Below are 23,939 nucleotides of genomic sequence, written 5' to 3'. Positions count from 1 at the left end.
TGTTTCTCCATGAACACACCCACCGCCGAGTTCCACGCCGCCCGTGACGCCGTGTTGGCGCTCCACGACGCCGATGACGCAGCCGTCGACGCGTTCGTGATGCCCCGCCCGGCGGAGTTCAACTGGGGGCTCCACCACATCGATGCCGTGGCCGCCGGCCCGCGGGCGGACACACCCGCGCTGCGCATCATCGACATCGTCAAGGACGGGACCCGCACCCACCAGCTCACCTGGGCCGAGATCTCCGCGACCTCCTCCCAGATGGCCAACCACCTGCGGGACAACGGGGTGGCGCGCGGGGACCGCGTGCTGGTGATGCTGGGTAACCAGACCGCGCTGTGGCAGGTGATGGTCGGCTGCATCAAGCTGGGCGCCCAGGTCATTCCGGCCACCACGCTCCTCACCCCGGAGGACCTCACCGACCGGGTGGCCCGCGGCAAGGTGAAGCACGTGATCACCAACGCCCACGAGGCGAAGACCTTCGCCAAGGTGGACGGGGACTTCCAGCGCTTCGCGGTGTGCGGCGAGGGCGAGACCCCCGAGGGCTGGAACCGGCTGGAGGACTTCGCCGGGGCCAGCACCGAGTTCACCCCCGACGCGCCCACCAGGGCCGACGACACGATGCTGCTCTACTTCACCTCCGGCACCACCTCGGCGCCCAAGCTGGTGGAGCACACGCACACCAGCTACACCTACGGCGCGCTGTCCACCATGTTCTGGGTGGGGCTGCGCCCCGGCGACGTGCACGTGAACATCTCCTCGCCGGGCTGGGCCAAGCACGCCTGGAGCTCGCTGTTCACCCCGTGGACGGCCGAGGCGACGATCCTGGTGGTCAACCAGCCGCGCTTCGACGCCGCCGCCCTGCTGCAGGTGCTGGCCGATGAGGGCGCCACCACCTTCTGCGCCCCGCCGACCGTCTACCGCATGCTCATCCAGCAGGACCTGGCCGCGTGGCGCGAGCGCCTGGCCATCCGCGAGATGGTGGGCGCCGGCGAGCCGCTGAACCCCGAGGTGATCCGCGCCGTGGAGTCGGGCCTGGGCGTCACCATCCGTGACGGCTTCGGCCAGACCGAGACCACCGCCCAGATCGGCAACCCGCCCGGCCGGCCGCTGAAGCCCGGCTCGATGGGGCGTCCGTTGCCCGGGTACGACGTCGTGCTGCTCGATGCGGCCACCGGCACCGAGGTGACCGACCCCGGCGAGGAGGGCGAGCTGTGCCTGCGCCTCGAGGGGGCGAAGGGACGCCCCATCGGCCTGATGGTGGGCTACCACGGCGACGCCGACCGCACCGCGGACTCGATGCGCGACGGCGCGTACCACACCGGTGACGTGGCGATGCGGGACGCCGACGGCTACATCACCTACGTGGGCCGCGCGGACGACGTGTTCAAGGCGAGCGACTACCGCATCAGCCCGTTCGAGGTGGAGTCGGTCCTCATCGAGCACGAGCTGGTGGCCGAGGCGGCCGTGGTCCCCTCCCCCGACCCGACGCGCCTCTCGGTGCCGAAGGCCTACGTGGTGCTGGTGGAGGGCACCGAGCCCAGCCGGGAGATCGCCGAGTCGATCCTGGCCTACTGCCGCGCCAACCTCGCGCCCTACAAGCGGGTGCGCCGACTGGAGTTCGGGGAGCTGCCCAAGACCGTCTCGGGCAAGATCCGGCGCGTGGAGCTGAAGGCCCGCGAGACCGAGTTCCACCCGGTGGGCGACGACCCCACCGAGCGGGCCAGCGAGTGGGAGTTCTGGGAGAGCGACTTCCCCGACCTGAAGGGCTGACCGGCGCCGCGGGGCGCGTTGGTGCCACGGAATCGGCCCGGCGTGGCCGATACTGGCGCCCGTGCCGAAGAACTCCAAGGACCTCCAGACGCCCACGCAGGTGGCCGACACGGTCATCGACATCGACGTCGAGGAGGAGATGAGCTCGGCGTTCCTCGAGTACGCCTACTCGGTCATCTACTCCCGCGCCCTGCCCGATGCCCGCGACGGCCTCAAGCCGGTGCAGCGCCGCATCCTGTTCGGCATGGACGAGCTGGGCCTGCGCCCGGACCGTGGGTACGTGAAGTCCTCCCGCGTGGTCGGCGAGGTGATGGGCAAGTACCACCCGCACGGTGACCAGGCCATCTACGACGCCCTGGTGCGCCTGGCCCAGCCCTTCTCGATGCGGGTGCCGCTGGTGGACGGGCACGGCAACTTCGGCTCCCTGGACGACGGCCCGGCCGCCAGCCGCTACACCGAGGCCCGCATGGCCCCGGCGGCGCTGCTCATGACGCAGACGCTGGACGAGGACACCGTGGACATGGTGCCCAACTACGACGACCAGCTGCTGCAGCCCGAGGTGCTCCCCGCCGCGTACCCGAACCTGCTGGTCAACGGTGCCAGCGGGATCGCGGTGGGCATGGCCACCAACATCGCGCCGCACAACCTGGGCGAGGTCATCGCCGCCGCCCGCCACCTGCTGGACAACCCGGGCGCCACGGTCGAGGACCTGATGCGTTTCGTGCCCGGCCCCGACCTGCCCGGTGGTGGCCGCATCGTGGGCCTGGACGGCATCCGCGACGCCTACCGCACCGGGCGGGGCTCCTTCCGCACCCGGGCGACGGTCCGCATCGAGAACGTCACTCCGCGGCGCAAGGGGATCGTGGTCACCGAGCTGCCCTACCTGGTGGGCCCGGAGAAGGTGATCGCCAAGCTCAAGACGCAGGTGCAGGCCAAGAAGCTGCAGGGCATCTCCGACGTCAAGGACCTCACCGACCGGCACAAGGGCCTGCAGCTGGTGATCGAGGTGAAGAACGGCTTCAACCCCGAGGCGGTGCTGGCCCAGCTGTACAAGCAGACGCCCATGGAGGAGTCCTTCGGCATCAACAACGTGGCGCTGGTGGACGGCCAGCCGCGCACCCTGGGGCTGCGCGAGATGCTGCAGGTGTACGTGGACTTCCGGTGCGATGTGGTGCGCCGCCGCACCGAGTTCCGCCTGCGCAAGCGGCAGGAGCGCCTGCACCTGGTGGAGGGGCTGCTGCTGGCCATCCTGGACATCGACGAGGTCATCCAGCTCATCCGTTCCTCGGAGGACACCGCCGAGGCGCGCACCCGCCTCATGCAGGTCTTCGACCTCTCCGAGCTGCAGGCCAACTACATCCTCGAGCTGCAGCTGCGGCGCCTGACGAAGTTCTCCCGCATCGAGCTGGAGACCGAGCGGGACGACCTGCAGCGCGCCATCTCCGAGCTTCAGGCGATCCTGGCCGATGAGGCGTTGCTGCGTCGCGTGGTGAGCGACGAGCTGGCGGCCGTGGCCAAGGAGCACGCCACCCCCCGCCGCACGGTGCTGCTGGAGAGCGAGGCGGCCGCGGCCATGACGCCCGCCGCCCCGTTGGAGGTGGCCGACGACCCGGTGACCGTGGTGCTCTCGGCCACGGGGCTGGTGGCGCGCGTGCCCCGAGGGGAGGACACCCCATCGGTCCTGACGCGGGGCGACGTGCGCGCAGCCGATGCGGGGCGCGTGGACCACGACGCGCTCGCCTCGGTGGTCGCGAGCACGGCGCGCGGCACGGTGGGTCTGGTGACCTCGACCGGGCGGCTGGTGCGGCTGTCGGTGGTGGACCTGCCGGCGCTGCCGGGGTCGGACAGCCTGGGCATGACCGGTGGGGCGCCGCTGGCGGCGTTCACCGAGCTGGCCGGTGGCGAGCGCCCGCTGGCGCTGGTGCGCGTGGACGACGTGGAGGGCTCCCCCGGTCTGGCCCTGGCGACGGCTGGCGGCGTGGTCAAGCGGGTGCGCCCGGAGTACCCCGCTGGCAAGGAGTCGGTCGAGGTCATCACGCTGGCCGAGGGCGACGAGCTGGTGGGTGCCACCGAGCTGGCCACCGGTGAGGAGGACCTCGTGTTCGTCACCGATGCGGCATCGCTGCTCACGTACTCGGCCTCCCTCGTGCGCCCGCAGGGGCGCAGCGGTGGTGGCGTGGCGGGCATCAAGGTGCCCGAGGGCCAGCGGGTGCTCGGCTTTGCGGCAGTGCCCGCCGGTGCGCAGGACGCGATGGTGGTGACGGTCGCCGGGTCCTCCGGCGCCCTGCCCGGAACCGATGCGGGGACGGTGAAGGTGACGCCGTTGGCCGCCTACCCCTCCAAGGGCCGGGCGACGGCGGGCGTGCGCTGCCACCGCCTGCTGAAGGGCGAGGACGGGCTGATGATGGCCTGGGTGGGCGCGGATCCGCGGGCCGTGGACGCCACCGGGCGGGCCGTGGCGCTGCCGGAGCCCACCGACCGACGCGACGGCTCGGGCGCGCCGGTGAGCGCCCCCATCGCGGCCATCGGCTGAGGCGAGGCGGGGCGGGGTAAAGATTCGGTCAGAATCTCCTTGGCGCCTTGACCCGTCCCCCCCCATGCTCCACTATGCCAAAGCCTCATCGGGGGGCTCAGAACATATGGAGCAAAGCCATGTCATGGACCCGGCGCATGATCGCCCTTGCAGTCGCCCCTGTCGCCTTCTTGAGCCCTCAGGTGGTGCACGACATTGAATCTGGATCCTATTCCACCTCTGCTCACGCCAACTGGCGCGACAAGTACCTCTCGAATCACAAATACTTGGGGGTCTTCTACAACCACGAGAAGTCTGCCAAGTCGAGTGCGAGCACCATGAAGGACACCCTCCACGGTGATCAAATTCGCGTCCGAGACTACATCTCTGACGTCAACAAGACGGACGACCGCGGCGCGCAGGGACACATCGATTTCTACGCGCACAAGAACCACTGCTATGTGGCAGGCGAGTCGGTGGCCTGTGGCACGGGCTGGTGGAAGCACGACGACTGGTCCTCTCCTGTCTTCACAGGCTATGGCACAGAGATGTGGCCCACAGCAGACGTTGCCAGCAACGGAAATTCGATGCGCGCAGCGGTGAAGATCTGCCGTGACAGGCCTTGGTTCCACGGTGGCGACGTGTGCTCTGCACCCCGCCACGGCGGATTCAACTATTGATGGAAACACTTGAACTGCGGGACTTCTCCGTCCAGCGGGGCCGCCGCACGGTGGTGTCCACCGAGAAGGCGGATCTGGGAGACACGTTCATCACGGTGGTGGGCGTGAACGGGTCTGGAAAGAGCACCCTCATCGCTGCTCTGGCCGGGGTCCTGCCCCACCAGGGCAGCGTCCACGTGGCGGGGACGCCCATCACGAACGTCCCGGTCGGTTACGCGGCTCATCACAAACGAGGGTGTAGTTGGGGTCTGAAGCCGCCTGCCTCGAGTAGGCAGCGGGCGATGTAGTTGGTGAGGTTGCGGAACCCGAGGGCGGAGCCGCGGAGGTGTTCGAGGCGTCCGTTGATGGCCTCTGTGGGTCCATTCGAGGAGCCGGGACGGTCGAAGTAGGCCAGCACGTCCTCGGCTCTCTTCTTCAGGGTCCGGCCGAGGGTGATCAGCTCGGTCAACGCGGCGGGGACACCGGAACTGACCGACTCGATGACGGCCTGCATCAGCTCGCGGCCCTTGCTCCGGTCGGGTTGTCGGTAGGCGGTGATCATCCGCTGGTAGATGCCCCAGGTGGCTTCGACCTCGACGTGCTCCTCGACCTTGAACAGAGCCGCCAGCCGGTCGGTCTGTTTGTCGGTGAGTAGCTCGGACCCGGTGTGCAGGGTGCGCCGGGCGGCGTAGAGCGGGTCGCCGGTGCGACCGCGGTGCCCGTGGAGGTCTTGCTGGACCCGGCGCCGGCAGGAGTCCAGGGCGTCGCCGGCCAAGCGCACCACGTGGAAGGGATCCATCACGGCGACGGCGTCAGGCAGCTCCTCGGCGGTGGCGGTCTTGAACCCGGTGAACCCGTCCATTGCGACGATCTCCACCGTTGCGCGCCACGAGGGATCCCGCTGCGCGAGCCAGGTCTTGAACGCCTGCTTGGAGCGGCCCTCGACCATGTCCAGCAGCCGGGCCGGGCCGGTCCCGTCACGGATGCCGGTCAGGTCGATGATCACGGTGACGTACTTGTCCCCGCGCCGGGTGTGCCGCCAGACGTGCTCATCGACGCCCACCGCGGTGACGCCATCGAACCGGGCCAAGTCGTCGATCAGGACGCGCTTGCCCTCGGCCAGGACCGCGTCGTTGGCAGTGTTCCAGGCAACACCGAGCCCGTCGGCGACCCGCGCAACCGTCAGGTGCTGGCACACGATGGCCTCCAGCGCCCACCGCAGCCCTCGTCGCGAGAGCTTCGCCCGCGGCTGGGCCGCCAGACTGGTGTCCTGGCGCCACACGTGCCCGCACCCGGTGCACCGGTAGCGCCGGACCGTCACCTCCAACGTGGTCGGGCGCCAACCGAGCGGCTCGTGGGCCAACTCGCGCGTGACGGCGTCGCGCGGACTGCCTTCGCAGCCGCACCGGCGACACCACCGGTCGGGCTCGAGTACCCGACACGCCAGGATCGCACGGTCGGGCGCGAGTCGTTGGCCGGTGACCTCCAGACCGAGCTCATCGAGGCCGCAGAACGTGGTCAAGTCCGGGCGGGCGAAGGTAGCGTCAGGCACGTCGAGGTCTTCCAGATGGGCAGTGTGAGAACTTCCATCTTCGGGAGACCTCGACGCCTACCCAGCGACCGACGCGCCGCCGGCCCCTACACCCTCATCTGTGATGAGCCGGTTACGCGCCGCAGAACATCAGGTGGCCCCAGCACCTCACCACGCGTGAGGTCTGCGAGCTCGCCTTCCGGCTCCGGGCACCCGGGCGCAACAGGGCCGAGATGATCGATGCGGTGAAGCGGGCCCTTGGTCAGACGCACCTCGAGCCGCAGGCCAACACCCCGGTGCACACCCTGTCCGGGGGACAGCAGAAGCGCCTCACCGTGGCACAGGCCCTGTGCCCGCTCCCCGGTCTCCTGCTGCTCGACGAACCCACCTCGGAGACGGACGTGGTCTTCCGTCACGAGTTCGCCACCGTCCTGCACAGCATCTCCCGGGAGGTCACCGTCGTGAGCTCCACGCACCTGCTCGAGGACGTGGAGGCCTGGGGCGACTGCGTCACCATCGTGCAGGCAGGTGGTCTCACCAGCTCGCGCCTCCCCGCACAGGGGACGGACGCGCGGACCGCCGCAGTGCGAGCGATCTCCACGCAGCTGGGGCGAGGCTGACATGGGGCTCCTCGAGTGGCAGCGTCCCCTGTTCTGGGTGGCATTCGTCCTCGCGCTCCTGGGAGGCGCAGTCGCCGTCCTGGGCAGCATCGACATCTGGCGGGTCGACCCGGGCAAGAGCGTCACCGCATCTACCTCCATCGCAGCGCTGAACACCCCGCTGACGGCTGCGATCGCAGGCTGGGCGACGCGTTCCCTCCTCGTGGACGGCCGGGCCGACTGGCTGCACAGCACCGGGCGGCTGGGTCGGATGGTGGCTCTCGGGGCACTGGTGCCGGCCCTCCTCTCCCTGCTGGTCGGCCTGGGCGCCATGGCCACAACCATGGCGCTGGGCCCCGGTCAGCACGTCCTTCCCTGGGTCCCGGGCGCCGTCATCGCGCTCCTGCTCAGTGCACTGACCGGCGGCGTGGTCGGTGCTGGCGTGGCCCTGCTGTGGAGGCATCCCCTGGCCCCCGTGGTCACCATGGTTGCCCTGTGGACGGCCACGGCATTCGCCACCGACGGATTCGTGGAGGTCTTCGCGACCGGTGGAGGACTGGGCGAGGGAGTGGGCCGTCAGTACTCACCGGAGATCGTCACCATCCGGGCGGCCGTGGCGGCGCTGCTGGCCGGTTCGGTGCTGTTGATGGCCTGGGCAGCACGGTCGGGCGCCACCACCCTGCTGCGACTCTCCGGGCTTGCGCCGCTGCTGGTCCTGCTGGGAGTGGGCGCAGTGGTCAACGGGGTCGACGAGATCGAGAGCGATCCGTCGGCCGAGGCCACCGAGTGCGCCGGTCTCGAGCCTGTGGTGTGCGTCCTGCCGGGCCACGAGAGGTTCCTCCCCTCGGCGCAGGAGGCGGCAGAGAACCTGTATGCCCTCGACCTCCCGGTGGAGCGTGAGGCCGTCATGGTGATCACGGAACTGCCACCCGACCGGATCCAGGAGGTCTCCGACTCCGAAGAACCCCGACCGCTGACGAGCCGGTTGTCCACCCTGTGGATCGAGGGTTCGGGCAGGGTCTCCATCGCTGCCTCGTGGGCCTCTCCCCCGGAGTGTGGGATGGCGGTGCCGTCACCTCAGGCGCTGGCCGCCGAGACACCCCGCGCCCGCGTCATCAACTGGATCGCGACCGGCAAGGGCGAGCGGCCCTCTGCCGAGGAGGTCGAGGCGGCCTTCACGTGTTGACCACCCTGGCCCTGCTGGTCCGGCGGCTGCACCCGTGGCGGACCTGCGCGGCCCTCCTCGTCGTGGCCGCGGGTATGCACGCGCTCGTGGGCCACCACACCCTGATCATCCCCTCGCTCTCCGGGAGCACTGCCCAGGTCTCCACGGCTGCAGCCACCCTCGTGGCCACTGCCGTCATCTGGTCGTCCCGGCAGGAGGTGCCGTGGGAAGCGTGGAGGGCGGTGCTCACGGGCAGATCGGTCACCTGGCTCTTCTCGGGACTCACCGCAGGTGCGGCCCTCGGCCTCGCGCTCCTGTTGGAGCTCGCGGGTGTGCCCTCCCTCAAGGGGTGGACCAGCGCCATCGCCTGCGGGCTCGTGGCGGTGGCCCTCATCCCGTCGCGGCCAGCAGCCATCGGAACGCTGTGGGTGGTGGTCATCCTGTCCGTTCCCCTGACGCCTGCCACCTGGGAGGACACGCCGTTCCCCTGGTGGCCGGTCCACTGGTACGGCGGCGCCATCGACACCCAGTGGGTGATGATCACCCTGTGCAGCACACTGCTGTTCGTGGCGGCCACTGCCCTCCGCGAGAGGTGGCGGGCACCTGAGGCCGCACGCCGCGCCGGACTGAGCTGACGCGCCCAGGGCCCATCCCCCAGCGAGTGACCCGCGTCACGCATACTGACGCGGTCCTGACTCCCTGTCCCGCCCCGGAGGCCTCCATGTCCACGGCAACCGCCGCACCCAGCCCGCGCACCCCATCGAGCCCGCCACGCCGCGGTCAGGGGCTGATGGGCCCCGTCAACGCACTGGTCGAGCGCTTCATCCCCTCGGCGCTGGTGTTCGCCATCGTCCTGACCCTCGTGGTCGTGGCCGCCGCCATGGTGTTCACCGACTCCGGCCCCAAGGAGGTCGTCTCCGCCTGGGGTGAGGGACTGGCCGGGCTGCTGGCGTTCATGACCCAGATGTCGCTGGTGCTCATGCTCGGTCACGTGCTGGCCAACACCCGCCCGGTGCGCGCCGGGCTGCGCCGCCTGGGCGCCGTCCCCCGCGGGCGGGTGATGCCGTACGTCTTCGTCGCGCTCATCACCTGCCTGGCCACCCTCATCACGTGGGGTCTGGGCCTGGTGGTCGGTGCCCTCCTGGCCAAGGAGGTCGCCCGCCAGACCTCCCAGCGCGGCGAGCCCGCGCACTTCCCGCTGCTCGTGGCCACCGGCTACACCGGCATGAGCATCTGGCACATGGGCTACTCCGGCTCCGCGCCGCTGACCGCCGCCACCCCCGACTCGTTCGTCGCCACGCAGGTGGGCGAGATCATCCCCATCACCGAGACCACCTTCTCCTGGTGGAACATGACGGCCACCGCCGTGGCGCTGCTGGTGATCCTGGGCACCGTCGCGCTCATGGCCCCCAAGGCCGGCGCCGACATCCGCGAGATGCCCGCCCAGTCGGCCGAGACCGGCTCCCCCGAGCTGCCCGCGGTGGAGACCCCCGCCGATGCGGTGGACGCCTCCCGGGTGCCCACCCTGCTGCTGGGCCTGCTCGTGGCGGCCTACCTCGCCATCCACTTCGCCGAGGGGGGCTCGCTCACCCTGGACATCGTCAACTGGAGCTTCCTGGCCCTCATCCTGCTCATCGTGAGCTCCCCGGCCGAGCTGGTGGAGCTGGTGAAGGACGCCGCCAGCAACGTGGGTGAGATCCTCCTGCAGTTCCCGCTGTACGCCGGCATTATGGGCGTGATGGCCGGCACCGGGCTGATCACCATGCTCTCGGACGCGATGGTGAACGTCTCCACCCCGCAGACCTTCGGCGCCCTGGCCTTCCTCTCGGCCGGCCTGGTGAACTTCTTCGTCCCCTCCGGTGGTGGCCAGATCGCCGTGCAGGGCCCCATCCTGCTCGATGCGGCGGAGCGCCTGGGCGTGGACCCGGCCGTGGCCATCATGGCCGTCAGCTACGGCGACCAGTGGACCAACATGATCCAGCCCTTCTGGGCGCTGCCGCTGCTGGCCATCGCGGGCCTGCGAATCCGCGACATCCTGGGCTACACCACCATGATCCTCCTGACCGTGGGCGTGGTGCTGGGCGCGACCATGCTGCTGGTGGGCGCCGGGGTCTGACCCCGAGGGCTCACGATGCGGCCCCGGTCACCCCTGTGGGTGGCCGGGGCCGCATCGTGTGCGCTCACTGCTTGGCGGCCCGCCATCCCGCATCGATCGCCTCGGCCGCGGAGCAGAACCAGCGCTCGCCCTTGTCCGGCGAGATCTTGGTGCGCTCGTAGTGGGCCTGCCCCGGGGAGTGGAAGATCTTCTCCCCGCTGCTGGAGATGTTGCCCTTGATGCGGCAGCTCCCCGCGGGGGTCGGCGGCGTGGCGGCCGGCGGCGGGGCCACTGCGGTCACCGGCTCAGTCGGGGTCGCACTCGGGGTGGGCGAGGGGGCCGGTGTGCCGCAGCCGCGACCGGACCACATGCCCACCTTGGCCGCCCGGGCCTCCCGCTCGGCCCGCAGGTGGGCCGCACGGTTCTGGTACTCGGCGCCGTAAAGGTACTCCGCGGAGTGACCGCGGCGGATCATCTCGACCGCAGCCGAGGTGTTGCCTCGGTGCACGTGGCGCACCAGACGGTCGTAGCGGTCACGGTTGTCCTGGGTGGGGTCACGCACCAGCTCCACGGAGCGACCCGCCACCAGGCTGGCCATGGCCGCGGAGGCCTCGCTGAAGCCGCACTCCCCCACCTCCGGGGTGTCCAGGCCGATGATGCGGATGCGCTCCACCCCGCTGCTGGTGGCGACGTCGATGGTGTCGCCGTCGACGACCTTCACCACACGACCGGACTCGTCCCCGGCAGCGGGTGCAGGCGCGGCCGCGGGGGCCGGCGCAGCGCTGGGCGTGCTCGTGGTGGGCGTGGTCGCGCGTTCGGGTGCGCTGGAGGCCGTCGGGCTGCTGGCTGCCGCGCTGGAGGTGGCGCTCGCCGTGGGGGTCCTCTGGGCGGTGGTGCTCGTCGGCGAGCTGCTGGGCGAGGGCTCGGAGGTGGCCTGCACGGCCGCCGGCGAGGCAGCTGTCGTCGAGCTCCCCGAGGTGCTCTCGGCCGCCGACGAGGACTCACTCGGTGCAGCAGACGCGGTCGTGGGCTCGGCCGACGGGCTCGGCTCGGCAGATGCCGAGACCGCCGCACCGGAAGCTGCCGCTGGGGTCGGCGGCTCCGGCTCGTCCTGCCCCAGGGAGGACACAGCCCCCAGCACAAAGAGGCCCAGCAGGATCACGGCGAAGAGGCGAACCCCGCCTCGCCAACTCGTTCCATTGCTGGGGGTGGACTGTCCACCGGGCAAAGGGGTTGCAGGGCTCACGGGTTCTCCACGGATGCAGGGACGCTCGGAGAACCCGCGCGTCAATGGGCGGTACAGAAAGTTTACACGTCACGCACCTGACACGACGATGCGGTGAGCCACCCTCCTGGGCGGCTCACCGCATCGTCGTGTCGCCGCCGGGGTCACACCCCCGGCGGCGTGGGATCAGCGCAGGTCCTCCGGGTGACGCACCTTGGTGGGGTGGGCGTACAGCGCGCGGTTCAGGAACCAGGTGATGGCCCACAGCACCACGGCCAGCAGCATCAGCCAGCCCGCGATCACGTACTGCTCGGTGTCGCGACCGGTCCACGGACCCAGCATGTACAGGCACATGACAGCACCCACCCACGGGATCCACGTCGGGGCACGGAAGAACTTGTGCTCCACCTCGTGGTCGCGCTTGCGCAGCACGATGCAGGCGATGTTCACCAGCGCGAAGACCGCCAGCAGCAGCAGGGCGGTGGTACCACCCAGCGCCGAGACCTTGCCCACCAGCAGGATCAGACCCACGGCCAGGGCGGTGGTGACGATGATGGCCACCCACGGCGACTGGCGACCCTTGTGCACCAGCGCCAGCGGGCGGGGCAGCACGTCCTGCTTGGCCATGCCGTAGAGCAGACGGGAGGCCATCAGCATGTTGATCACCGCGGTGTTCGCGACGGCGAACATGGCGATGAAGGGGTAGATCGTGTCGATGGGGAGGTTCGGGGCACCAGCCTGCACCACCTGGAGCAGCGGGGTGTCGCCCTCGCTCAGCTGACCCACCGGCACCAGGGCCACGGCGGTGACGGACACCAGCACGTAGATGACGGCCGTGATGACCAGACCGGTCAGCATGATCTTGGGGAAGGTGCGCACCGGGTCCTTGGTCTCCTCGGCCATGTTGACCGAGTCCTCGAAGCCCACCATCGCGAAGAACGCCAGCGAGGTGCCGGCGGTGGCCGCCAGGAAGGCGTTCTTGTCACCGGGCGACTCGAACATCATCGCGCGGGAGAAGTCCACCGGGGCGTCGCTCATGCCGGCCACGGCCCACAGACCCACGAAGATCACCAGCATCAGACCGGTGAGCTCGATGATGGTGAGCACCACGTTGAGCATGACCGACTCGGCCACGCCACGGAAGTTCACGAGGGCGACGACGATCATGAAGACCACGGCCAGGCCCAGCACCGCAGCCCCCTCCGGGGCCCAGTCGGCGCCGACACCGGCCGCCAGGTTGGCGGCGAAGGCCTTGGCCGCGGTGGCGGCCGAGGTGATGCCCGAGGCCATCACGGTGAAGGTCACCATGAAGGTCACGAACTGGATGCCGAAGGCCTTGTGGATGAAGTTGGCGGCACCACCGGCGTGCGGGTACTTGGTGATCAGCTCCAGGTACGCAAAGGCCGTGATGATCGCGATGGTGAAGGCGATGACGAAGGGCACCCACACGGCACCACCGACCTCGCCGGCCACCTTGCCGGTGATCGCGTAGATCCCGGTTCCGAGGATGTCTCCGATGATGAACAGCAGCAGCAGCTTGGGCCCGAGGACCCGCTTGAGCTCGGTGTCCACCTCTCCGGGTGCCGAGCCGCCCTGGACGGGGGCGTCGTGTGACGTGGCAGTACTCATGGGGCCAGAGTGAGGCACGGCGGCCCGATTGACCACCCCGACACACGGATCGTGTCCACAGTGAGACCCCCCGGCCCGTCCCGGGGGCCCGTGCACGGCCTCAGGCGTCGATGCGCTCGGCGTCCAGGGTGGCCGCGTTGCTGATGATGAACTCCTTGCGCGGGGCCACGTCACTGCCCATGAGCAGGTTGAAGACCTCCTCGCCGGCCTGCGCGTCCCGCATGGTGATGCGGCGCAGCGTGCGCTGGGCGGGGTCCATGGTGGTCTCGGCCAGCTGGTCGGCGTCCATCTCACCCAGCCCCTTGTAGCGCTGCAGCGGGTCCTTCAGGGTGCGACCGTTGCGACGCAGGCGGGCCAGCTCCTTGCGCAGCTGGGCCTCGGAGTAGGTGTAGACGTAGTCGTTCGCCTTGCCCCGGTTGACCACCTCGATGCGGTGCAGCGGCGGCACCGCCGCGAAGACGCGCCCCGCATCGACCAACGGCCGCATGTAGCGGAAGAACAGGGTGAGCAGCAGGGTGCGGATGTGGGCGCCGTCGACGTCGGCGTCGGTCATGATCACGATCTTGCCGTAGCGCGCCGCATCGAGGTCGAAGCTGCGGCCCGAGCCCGCCCCGATGCTCTGGATGATGGCCGCACACTCCTCGTTGCTCAGCATGTCGGCCACCGAGGCCTTCTGCGTGTTGAGGATCTTGCCGCGGATGGGCAGCAGCGCCTGGAAGTCGCTCTGGCGGGCCAGCTTGGCCGTGCCCAGGGCCGAGTCGCCCTCCACGATGAACAGCTCGGAGGCCTCGGTCTCGGTGGAGCGGCAGTCCACCAGCTTGGTGGGCAACGAGGAGGTCTCCAGCGCGTTCTTGCGGCGCTGCGTCTCCTTGTGCATGCGCGCCGAGACGCGGGACTTCATCTCGGTGACGATCTTCTCCAGCACGGCGTTGGCCTGCTGCTTGCGGCCCCGGGCACTGCTGGTGAGGATCTCGCTGAGCTCGGCCTCCACCACCTTGGACACGATGCTGCGCACCGCCGAGGTGCCCAGCACCTCCTTGGTCTGCCCCTCGAACTGCGGCTCGGCCAGGCGCACCGTGACCACCGCCGAGAGACCGGCCAGGGCGTCGTCCTTCTCGACCTTGTCCTTGCCGGGCTTGAGCTTGCGGGAGTTGGCCTCCACCTGCTTGCGGACCACCTTGAGCAGGGCCTGCTCGAAGCCCGCCACGTGGGTGCCGCCCTTGGGGGTGGCGATGATGTTCACGAAGGAGCGCTGCACCGTGTCGTAGCCGGTCCCCCAGCGCAGGGCGACGTCCACCTCGCAGTCCCGCTCCACCTCGGTGGGCACCATGTGGCCGGCGTCGTCCAGCACCGGGACCGTCTCGGTGAAGGTGCCCGTGCCCTGCAGGCGCCAGGTGTCGGTGACGGCCTGGTCGGGGGCCAGGTACTCCACGAACTCGGTGATACCGCCGTCGTGCAGGAAGGTCTCGGTGTGGGTGCTGTTCTCCCCCGGGGTGCCCGGAAGACGGCGCTTGTCGGTGAGCGCGATGCGCAGGCCGGGCACCAGGAAGGAGGTCTGCCGGGCGCGGTCGGCCAGCTGGCGGTGCGAGAACTCCGCATCGGCCAGGAAGATCTGCGGGTCGGCCCAGTAGCGCACGCGGGTGCCGGTGGCGCCGCGCTTGGTCTTGCCGCGCTCCACCAGCTCGCTGCCGGTGGTGAACGGGGTGAAGGGGTTGTCCGGCGAGGGCTCGCCCCCGCCGTCGTCGAAGGTGCCGGGCTCGCCCCGGCGGAAGCTCATGGCCCAGGTCTTTCCACCGCGGTCCACCTCGACGTCGAGGCGGGAGGACAGGGCGTTGACCACCGAGGCGCCCACGCCGTGCAGGCCACCCGATGCGGTGTACGAGCCACCGCCGAACTTCCCGCCCGCGTGGAGCTTGGTGTAGACGAGCTCCACGCCGGTCAGGCCGCTGCGGGGCTCGATGTCGACCGGCACACCGCGGCCGTCGTCGCCCACCTCGACCGAGCCGTCGGCGTGCAGGGTGACGTCCACGCCGCTGGCGTGTCCGCCGAGCGCCTCGTCCACGGAGTTGTCGATGATCTCCCACAGGCAGTGCATGAGGCCCCGGGAGTCCGTGGAGCCGATGTACATGCCCGGACGCTTGCGCACCGCCTCGAGCCCCTCGAGCACCTGGAGGTGCCGGGCGTCGTAGCTGGAGCTGGTGGCGGTGGAGGCCTTCGCACTGCGGGGATTCACGGTGCACAACCTAGGTGACGGCACCGACAACCTGCCGGTGCCACTCCGCGGTGGGCCCCAGCCCACCGCAGCCTCTGGGGGGCTCGAACCGAGACGGCGCCCCAGTCTGTGTTCAGGCGCCACCATCAACCTCTCGCGAACCACGAGAACACGCTTCAACCCGCGGCCCTGCCCGCACTTGACGGATCCCTCTTTACCCAGTAATAAGGACTTGACACACGACTTGGGCGCCGTCGCCCACTGAAGGGGAATCCATGTTGCGCATCATTCTCGTAGGGGCATTATCACTATCACACCCGGCAACATTGATGCCGCCCGCAACCGAGCCTCAGGTCATCAGTGATTTCACATTGTGGGGCTGCACTTACCCACGCCACTGGGACACGATCACCTACCATTACGAGTATGTTGGGTCGACCTACCAAAATGCGACCTACGAAGGCCGAGAAGCCTGGAATTCGGCGACCGGCATTCCCGACTTCAGAGGAAGCGGAGAGGCCGCGCCCTTGACCATCAAAGACGGATACTGGGAGTTCAATAACGCCTGGGCATGGGTCACCCGCCCCGCAGGCTGCCTCGAGTATCATATCCCAAACCACGTCACACAGAAAACGTTCATGTGGAATACGGCGACTTCACGAAAGGTCACCAACGCCTTCAAAGCAAAGATCGCCATGCACGAACTGGGACATGCCTATGGCCTAGCCCACGACAACCCGCCCTGCAATGGGTCCACCATCATGGGGCCGAACGTTACGAACTGCGCTCAGTCCATCACCAGCGAAGATGTCAATCGGGTACGCAGGATCTACACCAGCTAGAGAAGGGCACTATCCATGATGCGCATATTCCTCCACGCGGCCGCCGGCCGTCGAGTTCTGGCACTGGCGGTAGCCGCCGCTCTGGGGCTCAGCGCCTGTGGAGAGAACACGGTCGACTCCTCTGCAGATCCGGCCGCTGCCCCCTCATCGTCGGCTCCCTCCTCCTCGTCCCCGCAGGTGATCGAGGCGGCCACCAAGAGCTACCCCAACCTGACCGCGGCGCTTGCCGATGGTGAGGGTGCTGTGCGCGGCACGGTGGTGCGCAGCGTGCGGACCACCGACGAACTTGAGGGCCCCGGTCCCCACGCCGATCCGCTGCGTTACGAGCTGCTGGAGCTGAAGGTGGAGCAGACCCCCGGTCTGACCGACCCGCCGAGCACTCTCATCGTGGCCCAGGTGGCCTCGGACGACGCTCAGCAGACGAGCGGGTTCGGCCCCCACCTGGAGCCCGGCGACCGTGGCGTGTTCGTGCTGAGGACTCCCATGACCAGCGAGGACGAGCAACCGGAGTTCGGCTGGGTGTACGTGCCTGTGGCGGTCTTCCGGGACAAGGGCGACTCCGCACTCGTCGACGAGGAGGGCGGCAGCACCGTCCGCAAGGGTCAGGTGGACAAGATCCTTCGGGAGGCAAATCAGGACGCGCGCTTCCACGCCTCCACCAAGCTGTCCTGAGTCGCTGCGGGCGGCTCGGTACCTCCGGCCCTGTCAGAAGAGGACGGGCAGGATGAGGCTGGCGATCCAGACCCCGATGATGAGCAGGCCGGCCAGGATCTCGATGAGCACGTTGGTGCCCACCGCCTTGAGGGCGTGGACGGTGGCCTGCCAGGGCGTGAGGCCGCCCGTGCGGCGGCGGACGGACTCACTGAGGAAGACGCCGGCCACGAAGCCGAGGAACAGGCCCACCACCGGAACCACGAAGAAGCCGACGATGCCCCCGGCCACACCGGCCAGGAGCGTGGTGTTGCTGATGCCGGCGCGCTTCATGCGGCGCCCCGGGACGAGCCACACCGCCACCGAGGCGATGACGGCAATGACGGTGGCCAGACCGAAGGCCCACCACCCAGCGGTGGTCTGTGCCACGACGGCCCACAGCAGCGTGGAGGCCCAGATCAGGGCCAGGCCGGGCAGCACCAGCAGGGTGCTGCCGACCAGGCCGGTGACCATGAGGGCCGCGACGATGACCCCGGTGAAGACCGTCCAGTCCATGGTGGGAGGTCAGGCGTGGAGCTGGGCGGTCTCGTCGAGGATCTCGACGTCGTCGCGGTCGCGCAGGGCAGGCAGGTGCTCCTGGCCGTGGTGGGCGCAGAAGTGCAGGTGCGAGCCGGCGACGGTGGCGCGGATGTAGGCGCGGGCGCCGCAGCGGTCACAACGGTCGGAGTTGGTCAGGGTGGGGGCGTATGCAGTGTCCACGGTGCCTCCTGGTGTGGGTACGACTCGCCGGCCCGGTCGAGTGACCGGCCCGGATCTCCTTTGTAGTGGGCACAACCTCGCAGAGGGGGCAGGACTTCCGGGTTACGCCGTGGGCGCAATCCCCCGGCTCAGGCGTCGCGGTCGTTGCGGCGGGCGTCCCAGCGGCCCTCGAGGCGCTGCATGAACGAGCCGTCCTCACCCTGGTCCGCCCGGCGGGAGCTCGAGCGGCGGGGGCCGGCGCTGCTGGCCGGACCACGACCGGCGGGGCCACCGCGTCCGGCCCTGCGGCCCGGGCGGGCTCCACCGGAGGAGCGTCCACTGCCAGCGGCCGAGGGGGCACGCAGCCACCAGGCGACGGCGAGGATCCACAGCACGAAGCCACCGGCGCCGAACCACGGGATCTGCGACCACACGGCCAGCACGTAGAGGGCGACACCTGCCAGGCCCAGTGCGAGGACCACGCCGATGCGGGCGGGAGTCACCCGACCCGAGGAGCGCAGGGACACCCGGCGCGCCCCGGAGGACTGCCCGGCGAAGGGGTCAGCCCCGCCGTGGCCGGGGTGGCCGCCGGTGAGGAACCCGAAGGGGTCCTGGGAGTCCGGACGGGCACTGCGCTCGACCTCCGGCATGTCGGAGTCGTCACCGCTGCCCGAGGACAGCAACGAGCGCTCGAGCGCATCGAGCCGGCTCCGCTCCTCCTCAGAGAGGGCCATGGTCACCTCCACCTCCGGCGCACCGGTCCATGGCGGGGGTCGCCCGCCTGATGGACCCAGTCTACGCATGGGCGCCGGACCTGCTCCGCCCACGGGGGGCGCCGTAGACTCGCTCCTCGGGCAGCAGGCTGGCCGGCCGCACGATGCCGGCGCCGAACCGTGCGCTGGCCCGGTCGACCGCCGCATCGGCCTCCCGCCAGCCCACCTCCGGCTCGTCCAGCATCCCCTGCCGGGGGGTCCGGTCGGTGGGGGTCAGGCCCGAGAGGGTGACCCGCACCATCCGCACCCGGGCCCGTTGCAGACCGAGCGAGGCGAAGACCTCCCGCGCCGTCCGGTGGATCTCCCGGCTCACGTCACTGGGGCGCTGCATGGTGCGGGAGCGCTGGATGGTGGTGAAGTCCGCGAACCGCACCGTCACCTGCACCGTGCGGCCCATGACCGCTGCCGCACGGGCCCGGGCCGCCACCCGGTCGGAGAGCAACAGCAGCCGGGTCTCCACCTGACGGGGGTCGTCGATGTCGTGGTCGAAGGTCTGCCCGTTGCCGATGGTCTTCTCCGCCACCACGGGGCGGACCCGCTGCGGGTCCCGTCCCCACGCCCGCTCCGCGAGCGCCGCACCGGCATGCTCGCCCACGATGCGCTGCAGGGTGGCCACGGGTGTGTGGGCCACCTGGGCCACGGTGGTGAGCCCGAAGCGGGCCAGCTGCTCCTCGGTCCGCTCCCCCACGCCCCACAGGACGCCGACACCCAGGGGGTGCAGGAAGGGGACCACCTCGGCGGGACGGACCTGCCGGATGCCGTCCGGTTTGGCCTGCCCGGAGGCGACCTTGGCCACGAAGGGGTTGGGTCCGATGCCGACCGAGCAGGTGATGTGCTGCTCGGCGGCCACCGTCCGGCGGATCCACTCGGCCACCTGCAGCGGGCTCCCCCACCTGCGGGAGGTGCCGGTGACGTCCAGGAAGGCCTCGTCCACGGAGGTGGGCTGCACGGCGTGCGTCACCTGCCGGAAGATCTCCATCACCGCGGCCGAGACCGCTGCGTAGCGCTCGTGGTCCGGGCGTATCACGGTGGCCTGGGGGCACAGGCGCCGGGCGCGTGCCATGGGCATGGCCGAGCGCACCCCGAAGGCACGGGCCGGGTAGGTGGCCGAGAGCACCACCGACCGGTGGCCACCACCGATGATGACCGGCTGGCCGTGCAGCTCCGGCCGGTCCACCAGGGCCACCGAGGCGTAGAAGGCGTCCATGTCCACGTGCAGGACGGCCTGTTCCCGCTCGTCCTGTTCCCGCTCGTGGTGTTCCCGGTCGTCCACGCTCACCACCCCGAGCTCCCCGGCGAGCTGTGCCACAGCTTGCGCGAGGGCACCACACCGTGGCCGGCGCCCGGCACGCGACCGTTGGCCACGGACGGCCCGGCCGCGCCGACGTCCGCGTAGGGCGACTGCCGGTACCCGGAGGCGTGCACCAGCACCCGCCGGCCCTCCGGCCGCTCCGCACCCGCACCTGCTGCACTCGCACCCGCGCCCGCGCCTGCTGCACCCGCGCGCGCCGCATCCTGCCCCGCCTCGCTGCGCTCGTGCTGCACCCGGTCGGCCTCCTCCCAGGCAGCCAGCAGCCCGCTGGCACCGCCTGCACGGTGGGCCTCGGTCAGCCCCGAGAGCTCCCAGGCCCCGGTGGCCCGCAGGGAGACTCCCCGGGGACCGGTCCTGCGCACGATCCCGCGGATCAGCAGGAACCACGACTGGAAGAGCACCGTGGCGTAGGGGCCCTGGACGTCCTCGAAGAAGGTGGCGTCGCTGGCACCGGTGGGGTCGTTGAGGGTCACGAAGACCACCCGTCGCCCGGAGCGGACCGGAGGGGTCTGGGTGGCCACCCGGACCCCCGCCACCAGCACCTCCACACCGGACCGCTGCGTGCGCACGTCCCGGGCCGGGGTCACGCCCAGCTCCCGCAGGGTGGGCAGGTGGGGTTCGAGCACGTGGGCCGTGACGTCCATGCCCAGCACGTCCAGCTCGTGGGCCACCTGCTCCTCCAGGGCCATGGGCGGCAGGCCGGTGGTGTCCACGGTCCGCGGGACGCCGAGGTCCAGGACAGCCTGTGTGCCCTGCACACTGCGGCGACGCTCCTCCTGTTCCGAGCGCGCGAGCGCCAACCGGGCCCGCCTGCCCCGCGGTCGCGGGTCGCGCCACCGCTCGAGGTCCACCAGCTCCACCAGCAGATCCCGGCGGCGCACGGGGGACGCGAAGGCGTCGAAGGCCCCGGCCAGCACCATGCGCTCCGCCAGGGGGCGGTCCACCTGGGCGCGCTGCCAGAAGTCGGCGAGGGACTCGTACGGCTGCCCCTCCACGATGCGCCGGGCGTCGTCCTCGCCCAGTCCCTTCACGTCGGTCAGCGCGATACGCAGTCCCCACTGCCGGGCCCGCTGCCGCACCCGCTGGAGGGCCAGGTCGGGATCGGGAGCGTTCCCGCTCGCCAGGTCGGCCCACTCCCCCGGGTCGGTCTCGGGCACTCCGGCGATCCGCTCCACCCGGTAGCCCTCCCCGGAGGCGTTCACGTCCAGGCCCAGGATCTGGACGCCCAGCTCCCGGGCGTCGTCCATGATCAGCCGCTTGGGGTACATGCCCGGGTCGTGGGTGAGCACCCCGGCCATGAAGTGCGCCGGGTAGTGGGTCTTCAGCCAGGCCGACTGGTAGGTGGGCAGGGCGAAGGCCGCCGCGTGGGCCTTGCAGAACCCGAAGGAGGCGAAGGCCGCCAGCACCTCCCAGATGCGATCGGCCACCTCCCCGGTGAACCCGCGGGCCGCAGCCGCCGGCCGCCACCACCGCTCCACCGCGTCCCGCCCGTCGGGCGATCCCATGGCCCGGCGCGCCTCGTCCGAGTGGGCCAGGCTCACCCCGGTGGTGGCGGTGATGATCTGCAGCACCTGCTCGTGGAAGACCACCACCCCCTCGGTGCTGCGCAGGTGCTCCTCGAGCGCCGGGTGCATGAGCAGGGGCTCGGCCCACCCCTGCCGCGCGGAGAGGAAGGGCGTGATCATGTCCGACTTCACCGGCCCGGGCCGGAACAGCGAGATGTCGATGATGATGTCCTCGAAGGTCCGCGGGCCGAACTTGCCCACCAGCTCCCGCTGCCCGGGGGACTCGATCTGGAAGCAGCCCAGGGTGCGGGTCGACCCGATCAGCCCGAAGGTCTCGGGGTCGTCCTGCGGCACCTGTTCCTCGTCATCCAGGTCGAGGCGCACCCCGTGGGTGGCCTCCACCAGGTCCACGGTGTGCGCCATGGCCGACTGCATGCGGATGCCCAGGACGTCCAGCTTGAGCAGCCCCAGGTCCTCCACGTCGTCCTTGTCGAACTGGCTCATCGGAAAGCCGATCCAGCTCTCCTCCACCGGGGTGCGGTCGCGCAGCCCCAGGTTCGACAGCACCACCCCGCAGGGGTGCAGGGCGATGTGGCGCGGCAGCCCGTCCAGGCGCTCCACGAGGTCGAACATCCGCTGCAGGCGCGGAGCGTCCAGCCCGGCGGCCCGCAGCTCGGGCAGGTCGCGGATCGCGGCCCGGGCGTCCCGGGCACGCACGTGCGGGAAGGCCTTGGCGATGGCGTCCACCTCCACCGGCGGCATGCCCAGCACGGCCCCCACGTCCCGGACGGCGTGCCGCACCCGGTAGGTCTCCATCATGGACACGCAGGTCACCCGGCCGGCCCCGAAACGCTCCAGGATCCGTTCGTAGATCTCGGTGCGCCGGGCCGACTCCACGTCGATGTCGATGTCCGGCAGCTCGGCCCGCAGCGGCGAGCAGAAACGCTCCATGAGCAGGTCGTGTCGCAGCGGGTCCACCCGGCTGATCCCCAGCAGGTGGTTCACCAGGGACCCGGCCCCGGACCCCCGGGCCGCCACCCGGCCGCCCATCTCCCGGATCAGGTCGCACACCTGCGCCACGGTCAGGAAGTAGGTCGGGTAGCCCAGCTGCTCGATGGTGGCCAGTTCCGCCTCCATCCGCTCCCGGGCACGACGCCGCTGCGCGGCGCCGGTGTACAGCTCCTCGACCGCCGCCCGGCACCGGGCGGTCAGGCCCCGCAGGGCGTCGGCGGTGTCGGTGAAGCCCAGCACCTCGGGCTCGGGCAGGTGCACCGACCCGATGCCGAGGTCGTCCCGGGCGGAGAGCCCGCACTCGGCGGCCACCTCCGAGGTGGTGGCCACCAGCCGGTCGGCGGCCTGCGAGGGCTGCCCGGAACGCTCGGCCAGCCAGTGGGCCACGCGGACCATGCTGGCCGTGGAGGCGAGGTGGGCCGCAGAGGTGCGCTGGTCCAACTGGCCAGCCCCCAGCAGCACGTGCCGGCGGGCGGCGTCCAGCACGTCGGCCACCACCACGTCCTCGGGGTCGGCGTGGCGGACCGCGGCGGTCAGCACCGCGCGCACCCCGGCCTCCTGCGCCAGCTGCCACATGCCCACGGCCTGCTCGGTGCACCCCGGCGATCCGGGTGGGGCCCCGCTGCAGACCAGCTCGACCACCACCACCTGCCGGGCGGCAGCACTCCCGCCCACCTGCTGGGCCACCGCGTCCACCCACCCGTGCAGCAGTCGCTGCGCCTCGGACCGGCGGCGCTGCAGGACCGCCCTCCCCACGTCGGAGTCGGGCCCCAGCAGCACCCGGACCGCCGGAGCGGCCCCGGCCACCAGCGCCCGGGTGGTGCGGGGCTCACCCCGCTCACCGGCCGCGTGCGTGTGGGAGACCAGCCGGCACAGCGCCGCCCAGCCCACACCGTGCCCGTGCCCTGCTGCTCGCCCGGCGGCCAGCACCCGGACCCGGCAGTGGCTCTCGTCCACCCAGGCACCACCCCGCACGGGCTGCCGCCGCCGGCCGGAGCGCTGCGCCACCGGCGGGCCCGCCGGCTCGTCGTGCGCCACCGCGAGGTCGACCCCCAGCACCGGCACGATCCCGGCGTCCACGCAGGCCCGGGTGAAGCGCACCGCCCCGTAGAGACCGTCGCGATCGGTCAGGGCCAGGTGGGACTGCCCCCAGGCCGCCGCACGCTCCACCAGCTCCTGCGGCCGGGAGGTCCCGTACTGCAGCGAGAAGCTCGAGGCCACGTGCAGGTGGGCGAAGTCGGCGCCCATCACCGCCCCTCGAAGGGCCACCCGGCCACCAGCAGGGCCGTGGCCGAGGGCAGGACGGGCATGCCCAGCACGCCGCGCACCTGCTGCTCGAACTCGTCCACCTGCCGCACCAGGTCGTCGGCCTCCCGCTGGGAACAGTGCCGACCCCGGGCAAGCGCCGCCCGCCGTTGGGCCGAGCCGTGGAAGAACAGCGCCCACTCCTGCAGCTCCGGGGCCACCCCGCTCAGGAGTTCCCAGACGCTGCGGGGGCGGGAGGCCCTGCCGGGCACCGTGCGGGCTGCCACCACCGCCGCGGCGGCACGCAGCGCCGCCAGGTGGGCCGCCTCGTAGCGGTCCTCGGGAGTGGGGGCCGCGCAGGCCTCCACGAGGCTGGAGCGGGCCCGCTCCACCAGGTCCAGCACCGTGCCGGCCGGGGCTCCTGCCCCCACCGTCCAGGTCGGGGTGTTCGTCATCGTGGTC

Annotated in this window: 19 protein-coding genes and 1 pseudogene; 10 read left to right on the top strand and 10 right to left on the bottom strand. The window is 70.9% G+C overall.

All coding sequences use genetic code 11. The features are described from left to right. The first annotated feature begins 9 nt into the window (after window positions 1-9). The 4 genes from ACEY2A_RS02740 (at window position 10) to ACEY2A_RS02725 (ending at window position 5,252) form a co-directional block, all read left to right on the top strand. Window positions 10-1,773: an AMP-binding protein gene (locus ACEY2A_RS02740; RefSeq protein WP_374929353.1), complete on the top strand. Its 1,764-nt coding sequence runs from the start codon at window positions 10-12 to the stop codon at window positions 1,771-1,773. Between the two features lie 61 nt (window positions 1,774-1,834). After that, the gene (locus ACEY2A_RS02735) at window positions 1,835-4,306 is read left to right on the top strand and encodes a DNA topoisomerase (ATP-hydrolyzing) subunit A (protein WP_374929352.1); all 2,472 of its coding nucleotides are present in this window, start codon (window positions 1,835-1,837) and stop codon (window positions 4,304-4,306) included. Between the two features lie 137 nt (window positions 4,307-4,443). Further along, the gene (locus ACEY2A_RS02730) at window positions 4,444-4,965 is read left to right on the top strand and encodes a hypothetical protein (RefSeq protein WP_374929351.1); all 522 of its coding nucleotides are present in this window, start codon (window positions 4,444-4,446) and stop codon (window positions 4,963-4,965) included. Beyond that, window positions 4,965-5,252, top strand: a complete 288-nt coding sequence (locus ACEY2A_RS02725; protein WP_374929350.1) for an ATP-binding cassette domain-containing protein — start codon at window positions 4,965-4,967, stop codon at window positions 5,250-5,252. The genes ACEY2A_RS02730 and ACEY2A_RS02725 overlap by 1 nt, the downstream gene beginning before the upstream one ends. Here ACEY2A_RS02725 and ACEY2A_RS02720 read toward each other — a convergent pair. Continuing rightward, on the bottom strand, window positions 5,189-6,496 hold the full coding sequence (locus ACEY2A_RS02720) for an ISL3 family transposase (protein ID WP_374929349.1): 1,308 nt from the start codon (window positions 6,494-6,496) through the stop codon (window positions 5,189-5,191). The two genes, ACEY2A_RS02725 and ACEY2A_RS02720, sit on opposite strands and share 64 nt — an antisense overlap. 122 nt (window positions 6,497-6,618) lie before the next feature. Here ACEY2A_RS02720 and ACEY2A_RS02715 point away from each other — a divergent pair. The 4 genes and pseudogenes from ACEY2A_RS02715 to ACEY2A_RS02700 form a co-directional block, all read left to right on the top strand. Further along, window positions 6,619-7,095, top strand: a pseudogene (locus ACEY2A_RS02715) (ATP-binding cassette domain-containing protein); the annotation flags it as partial. 1 nt (window position 7,096) lies between these two features. Continuing rightward, complete coding sequence (locus tag ACEY2A_RS02710) at window positions 7,097-8,260, top strand: hypothetical protein (protein ID WP_374929348.1); 1,164 nt, start codon at window positions 7,097-7,099, stop codon at window positions 8,258-8,260. Further along, entirely contained in the window at window positions 8,254-8,874 is a 621-nt protein-coding gene (locus ACEY2A_RS02705; protein WP_374929347.1) for a hypothetical protein, read from the top strand. Before ACEY2A_RS02710 ends, ACEY2A_RS02705 begins: the two co-directional genes overlap by 7 nt. Before the next feature lie 86 nt (window positions 8,875-8,960). Further along, the gene (locus ACEY2A_RS02700; protein ID WP_374929346.1) at window positions 8,961-10,355 is read left to right on the top strand and encodes a short-chain fatty acid transporter; all 1,395 of its coding nucleotides are present in this window, start codon (window positions 8,961-8,963) and stop codon (window positions 10,353-10,355) included. Window positions 10,356-10,419: 64 nt separating this feature from the next. Here the strand turns inward: ACEY2A_RS02700 and ACEY2A_RS02695 are convergent, their stop codons facing one another. The 3 genes from ACEY2A_RS02695 to ACEY2A_RS02685 all read right to left on the bottom strand — a co-directional run bounded on the left by ACEY2A_RS02695 (window position 10,420) and on the right by ACEY2A_RS02685 (window position 15,421). Further along, the gene (locus ACEY2A_RS02695) at window positions 10,420-11,274 is read right to left on the bottom strand and encodes a thermonuclease family protein (protein WP_374929345.1); all 855 of its coding nucleotides are present in this window, start codon (window positions 11,272-11,274) and stop codon (window positions 10,420-10,422) included. A gap of 471 nt (window positions 11,275-11,745) precedes the next feature. Next, window positions 11,746-13,188 (bottom strand): APC family permease, encoded by a 1,443-nt coding sequence (locus ACEY2A_RS02690; protein ID WP_374929344.1) that lies wholly within the window; start codon window positions 13,186-13,188, stop codon window positions 11,746-11,748. Between the two features lie 100 nt (window positions 13,189-13,288). Further along, window positions 13,289-15,421 (bottom strand): type IIA DNA topoisomerase subunit B, encoded by a 2,133-nt coding sequence (locus ACEY2A_RS02685; RefSeq protein WP_374929343.1) that lies wholly within the window; start codon window positions 15,419-15,421, stop codon window positions 13,289-13,291. Between the two features lie 254 nt (window positions 15,422-15,675). On the opposite strand from ACEY2A_RS02685, the gene ACEY2A_RS02680 reads away from it, so the two are divergent. Then, window positions 15,676-16,242 carry a matrixin family metalloprotease gene (locus ACEY2A_RS02680; protein WP_374929342.1) on the top strand — a complete coding sequence of 189 codons (567 nt, stop codon included), beginning with the start codon at window positions 15,676-15,678 and terminating at the stop codon, window positions 16,240-16,242. Between the two features lie 15 nt (window positions 16,243-16,257). Next, window positions 16,258-16,914, top strand: a complete 657-nt coding sequence (locus tag ACEY2A_RS02675; RefSeq protein ID WP_374929341.1) for a hypothetical protein — start codon at window positions 16,258-16,260, stop codon at window positions 16,912-16,914. Between the two features lie 33 nt (window positions 16,915-16,947). On the opposite strand, the gene ACEY2A_RS02670 is transcribed toward ACEY2A_RS02675, so the two are convergent. From ACEY2A_RS02670 to ACEY2A_RS02645, 6 genes are all read right to left on the bottom strand, one after another. Continuing rightward, a complete protein-coding gene (locus ACEY2A_RS02670; protein WP_374929340.1) occupies window positions 16,948-17,448 on the bottom strand; it encodes a DUF456 domain-containing protein in 501 nt (166 codons plus the stop codon). A gap of 9 nt (window positions 17,449-17,457) precedes the next feature. Continuing rightward, window positions 17,458-17,652 carry a hypothetical protein gene (locus tag ACEY2A_RS02665; protein ID WP_374929339.1) on the bottom strand — a complete coding sequence of 65 codons (195 nt, stop codon included), beginning with the start codon at window positions 17,650-17,652 and terminating at the stop codon, window positions 17,458-17,460. Window positions 17,653-17,780: 128 nt separating this feature from the next. Then, window positions 17,781-18,365, bottom strand: a complete 585-nt coding sequence (locus tag ACEY2A_RS02660; RefSeq protein ID WP_374929338.1) for a hypothetical protein — start codon at window positions 18,363-18,365, stop codon at window positions 17,781-17,783. A gap of 61 nt (window positions 18,366-18,426) precedes the next feature. Beyond that, on the bottom strand, window positions 18,427-19,686 hold the full coding sequence (gene dinB / locus ACEY2A_RS02655) for a DNA polymerase IV (RefSeq protein WP_374929960.1): 1,260 nt from the start codon (window positions 19,684-19,686) through the stop codon (window positions 18,427-18,429). Beyond that, window positions 19,680-23,480, bottom strand: coding sequence for a DNA polymerase III subunit alpha (locus ACEY2A_RS02650; protein WP_374929337.1), 3,801 nt, complete (start codon window positions 23,478-23,480; stop codon window positions 19,680-19,682). Before ACEY2A_RS02650 ends, dinB begins: the two co-directional genes overlap by 7 nt. Further along, window positions 23,480-23,932 (bottom strand): SAV_6107 family HEPN domain-containing protein, encoded by a 453-nt coding sequence (locus ACEY2A_RS02645; protein WP_374929336.1) that lies wholly within the window; start codon window positions 23,930-23,932, stop codon window positions 23,480-23,482. The genes ACEY2A_RS02650 and ACEY2A_RS02645 overlap by 1 nt, the downstream gene beginning before the upstream one ends. Window positions 23,933-23,939: the final 7 nt, after the last annotated feature.

Source organism: Kytococcus sedentarius, assembly GCF_041937525.1.
Classification (GTDB): domain Bacteria; phylum Actinomycetota; class Actinomycetes; order Actinomycetales; family Dermatophilaceae; genus Kytococcus; species Kytococcus sedentarius_A.
Note: the sequence above shows the minus strand (reverse complement) of the source record. Positions and strands in the feature narration are given on the sequence as shown.

Bases quoted from the DNA above. Each gene is read 5' to 3' on its own strand.
- ACEY2A_RS02740 (WP_374929353.1), top strand. From the start codon at position 10: ATGAACACACCCACCGCCGAGTTCCACGCCGCCCGTGACGCCGTGTTG.
- ACEY2A_RS02730 (WP_374929351.1), top strand. From the start codon at position 4,444: ATGATCGCCCTTGCAGTCGCCCCTGTCGCCTTCTTGAGCCCTCAGGTG.
- ACEY2A_RS02725 (WP_374929350.1), top strand. From the start codon at position 4,965: ATGGAAACACTTGAACTGCGGGACTTCTCCGTCCAGCGGGGCCGCCGC.
- ACEY2A_RS02710 (WP_374929348.1), top strand. From the start codon at position 7,097: ATGGGGCTCCTCGAGTGGCAGCGTCCCCTGTTCTGGGTGGCATTCGTC.
- ACEY2A_RS02700 (WP_374929346.1), top strand. From the start codon at position 8,961: ATGTCCACGGCAACCGCCGCACCCAGCCCGCGCACCCCATCGAGCCCG.
- ACEY2A_RS02690 (WP_374929344.1), bottom strand. From the start codon at position 13,188: ATGAGTACTGCCACGTCACACGACGCCCCCGTCCAGGGCGGCTCGGCA.
- ACEY2A_RS02680 (WP_374929342.1), top strand. From the start codon at position 15,676: ATGTTGCGCATCATTCTCGTAGGGGCATTATCACTATCACACCCGGCA.
- ACEY2A_RS02675 (WP_374929341.1), top strand. From the start codon at position 16,258: ATGATGCGCATATTCCTCCACGCGGCCGCCGGCCGTCGAGTTCTGGCA.
- ACEY2A_RS02670 (WP_374929340.1), bottom strand. From the start codon at position 17,448: ATGGACTGGACGGTCTTCACCGGGGTCATCGTCGCGGCCCTCATGGTC.
- ACEY2A_RS02660 (WP_374929338.1), bottom strand. From the start codon at position 18,365: ATGGCCCTCTCTGAGGAGGAGCGGAGCCGGCTCGATGCGCTCGAGCGC.
- ACEY2A_RS02650 (WP_374929337.1), bottom strand. From the start codon at position 23,480: ATGGGCGCCGACTTCGCCCACCTGCACGTGGCCTCGAGCTTCTCGCTG.
- ACEY2A_RS02645 (WP_374929336.1), bottom strand. From the start codon at position 23,932: ATGACGAACACCCCGACCTGGACGGTGGGGGCAGGAGCCCCGGCCGGC.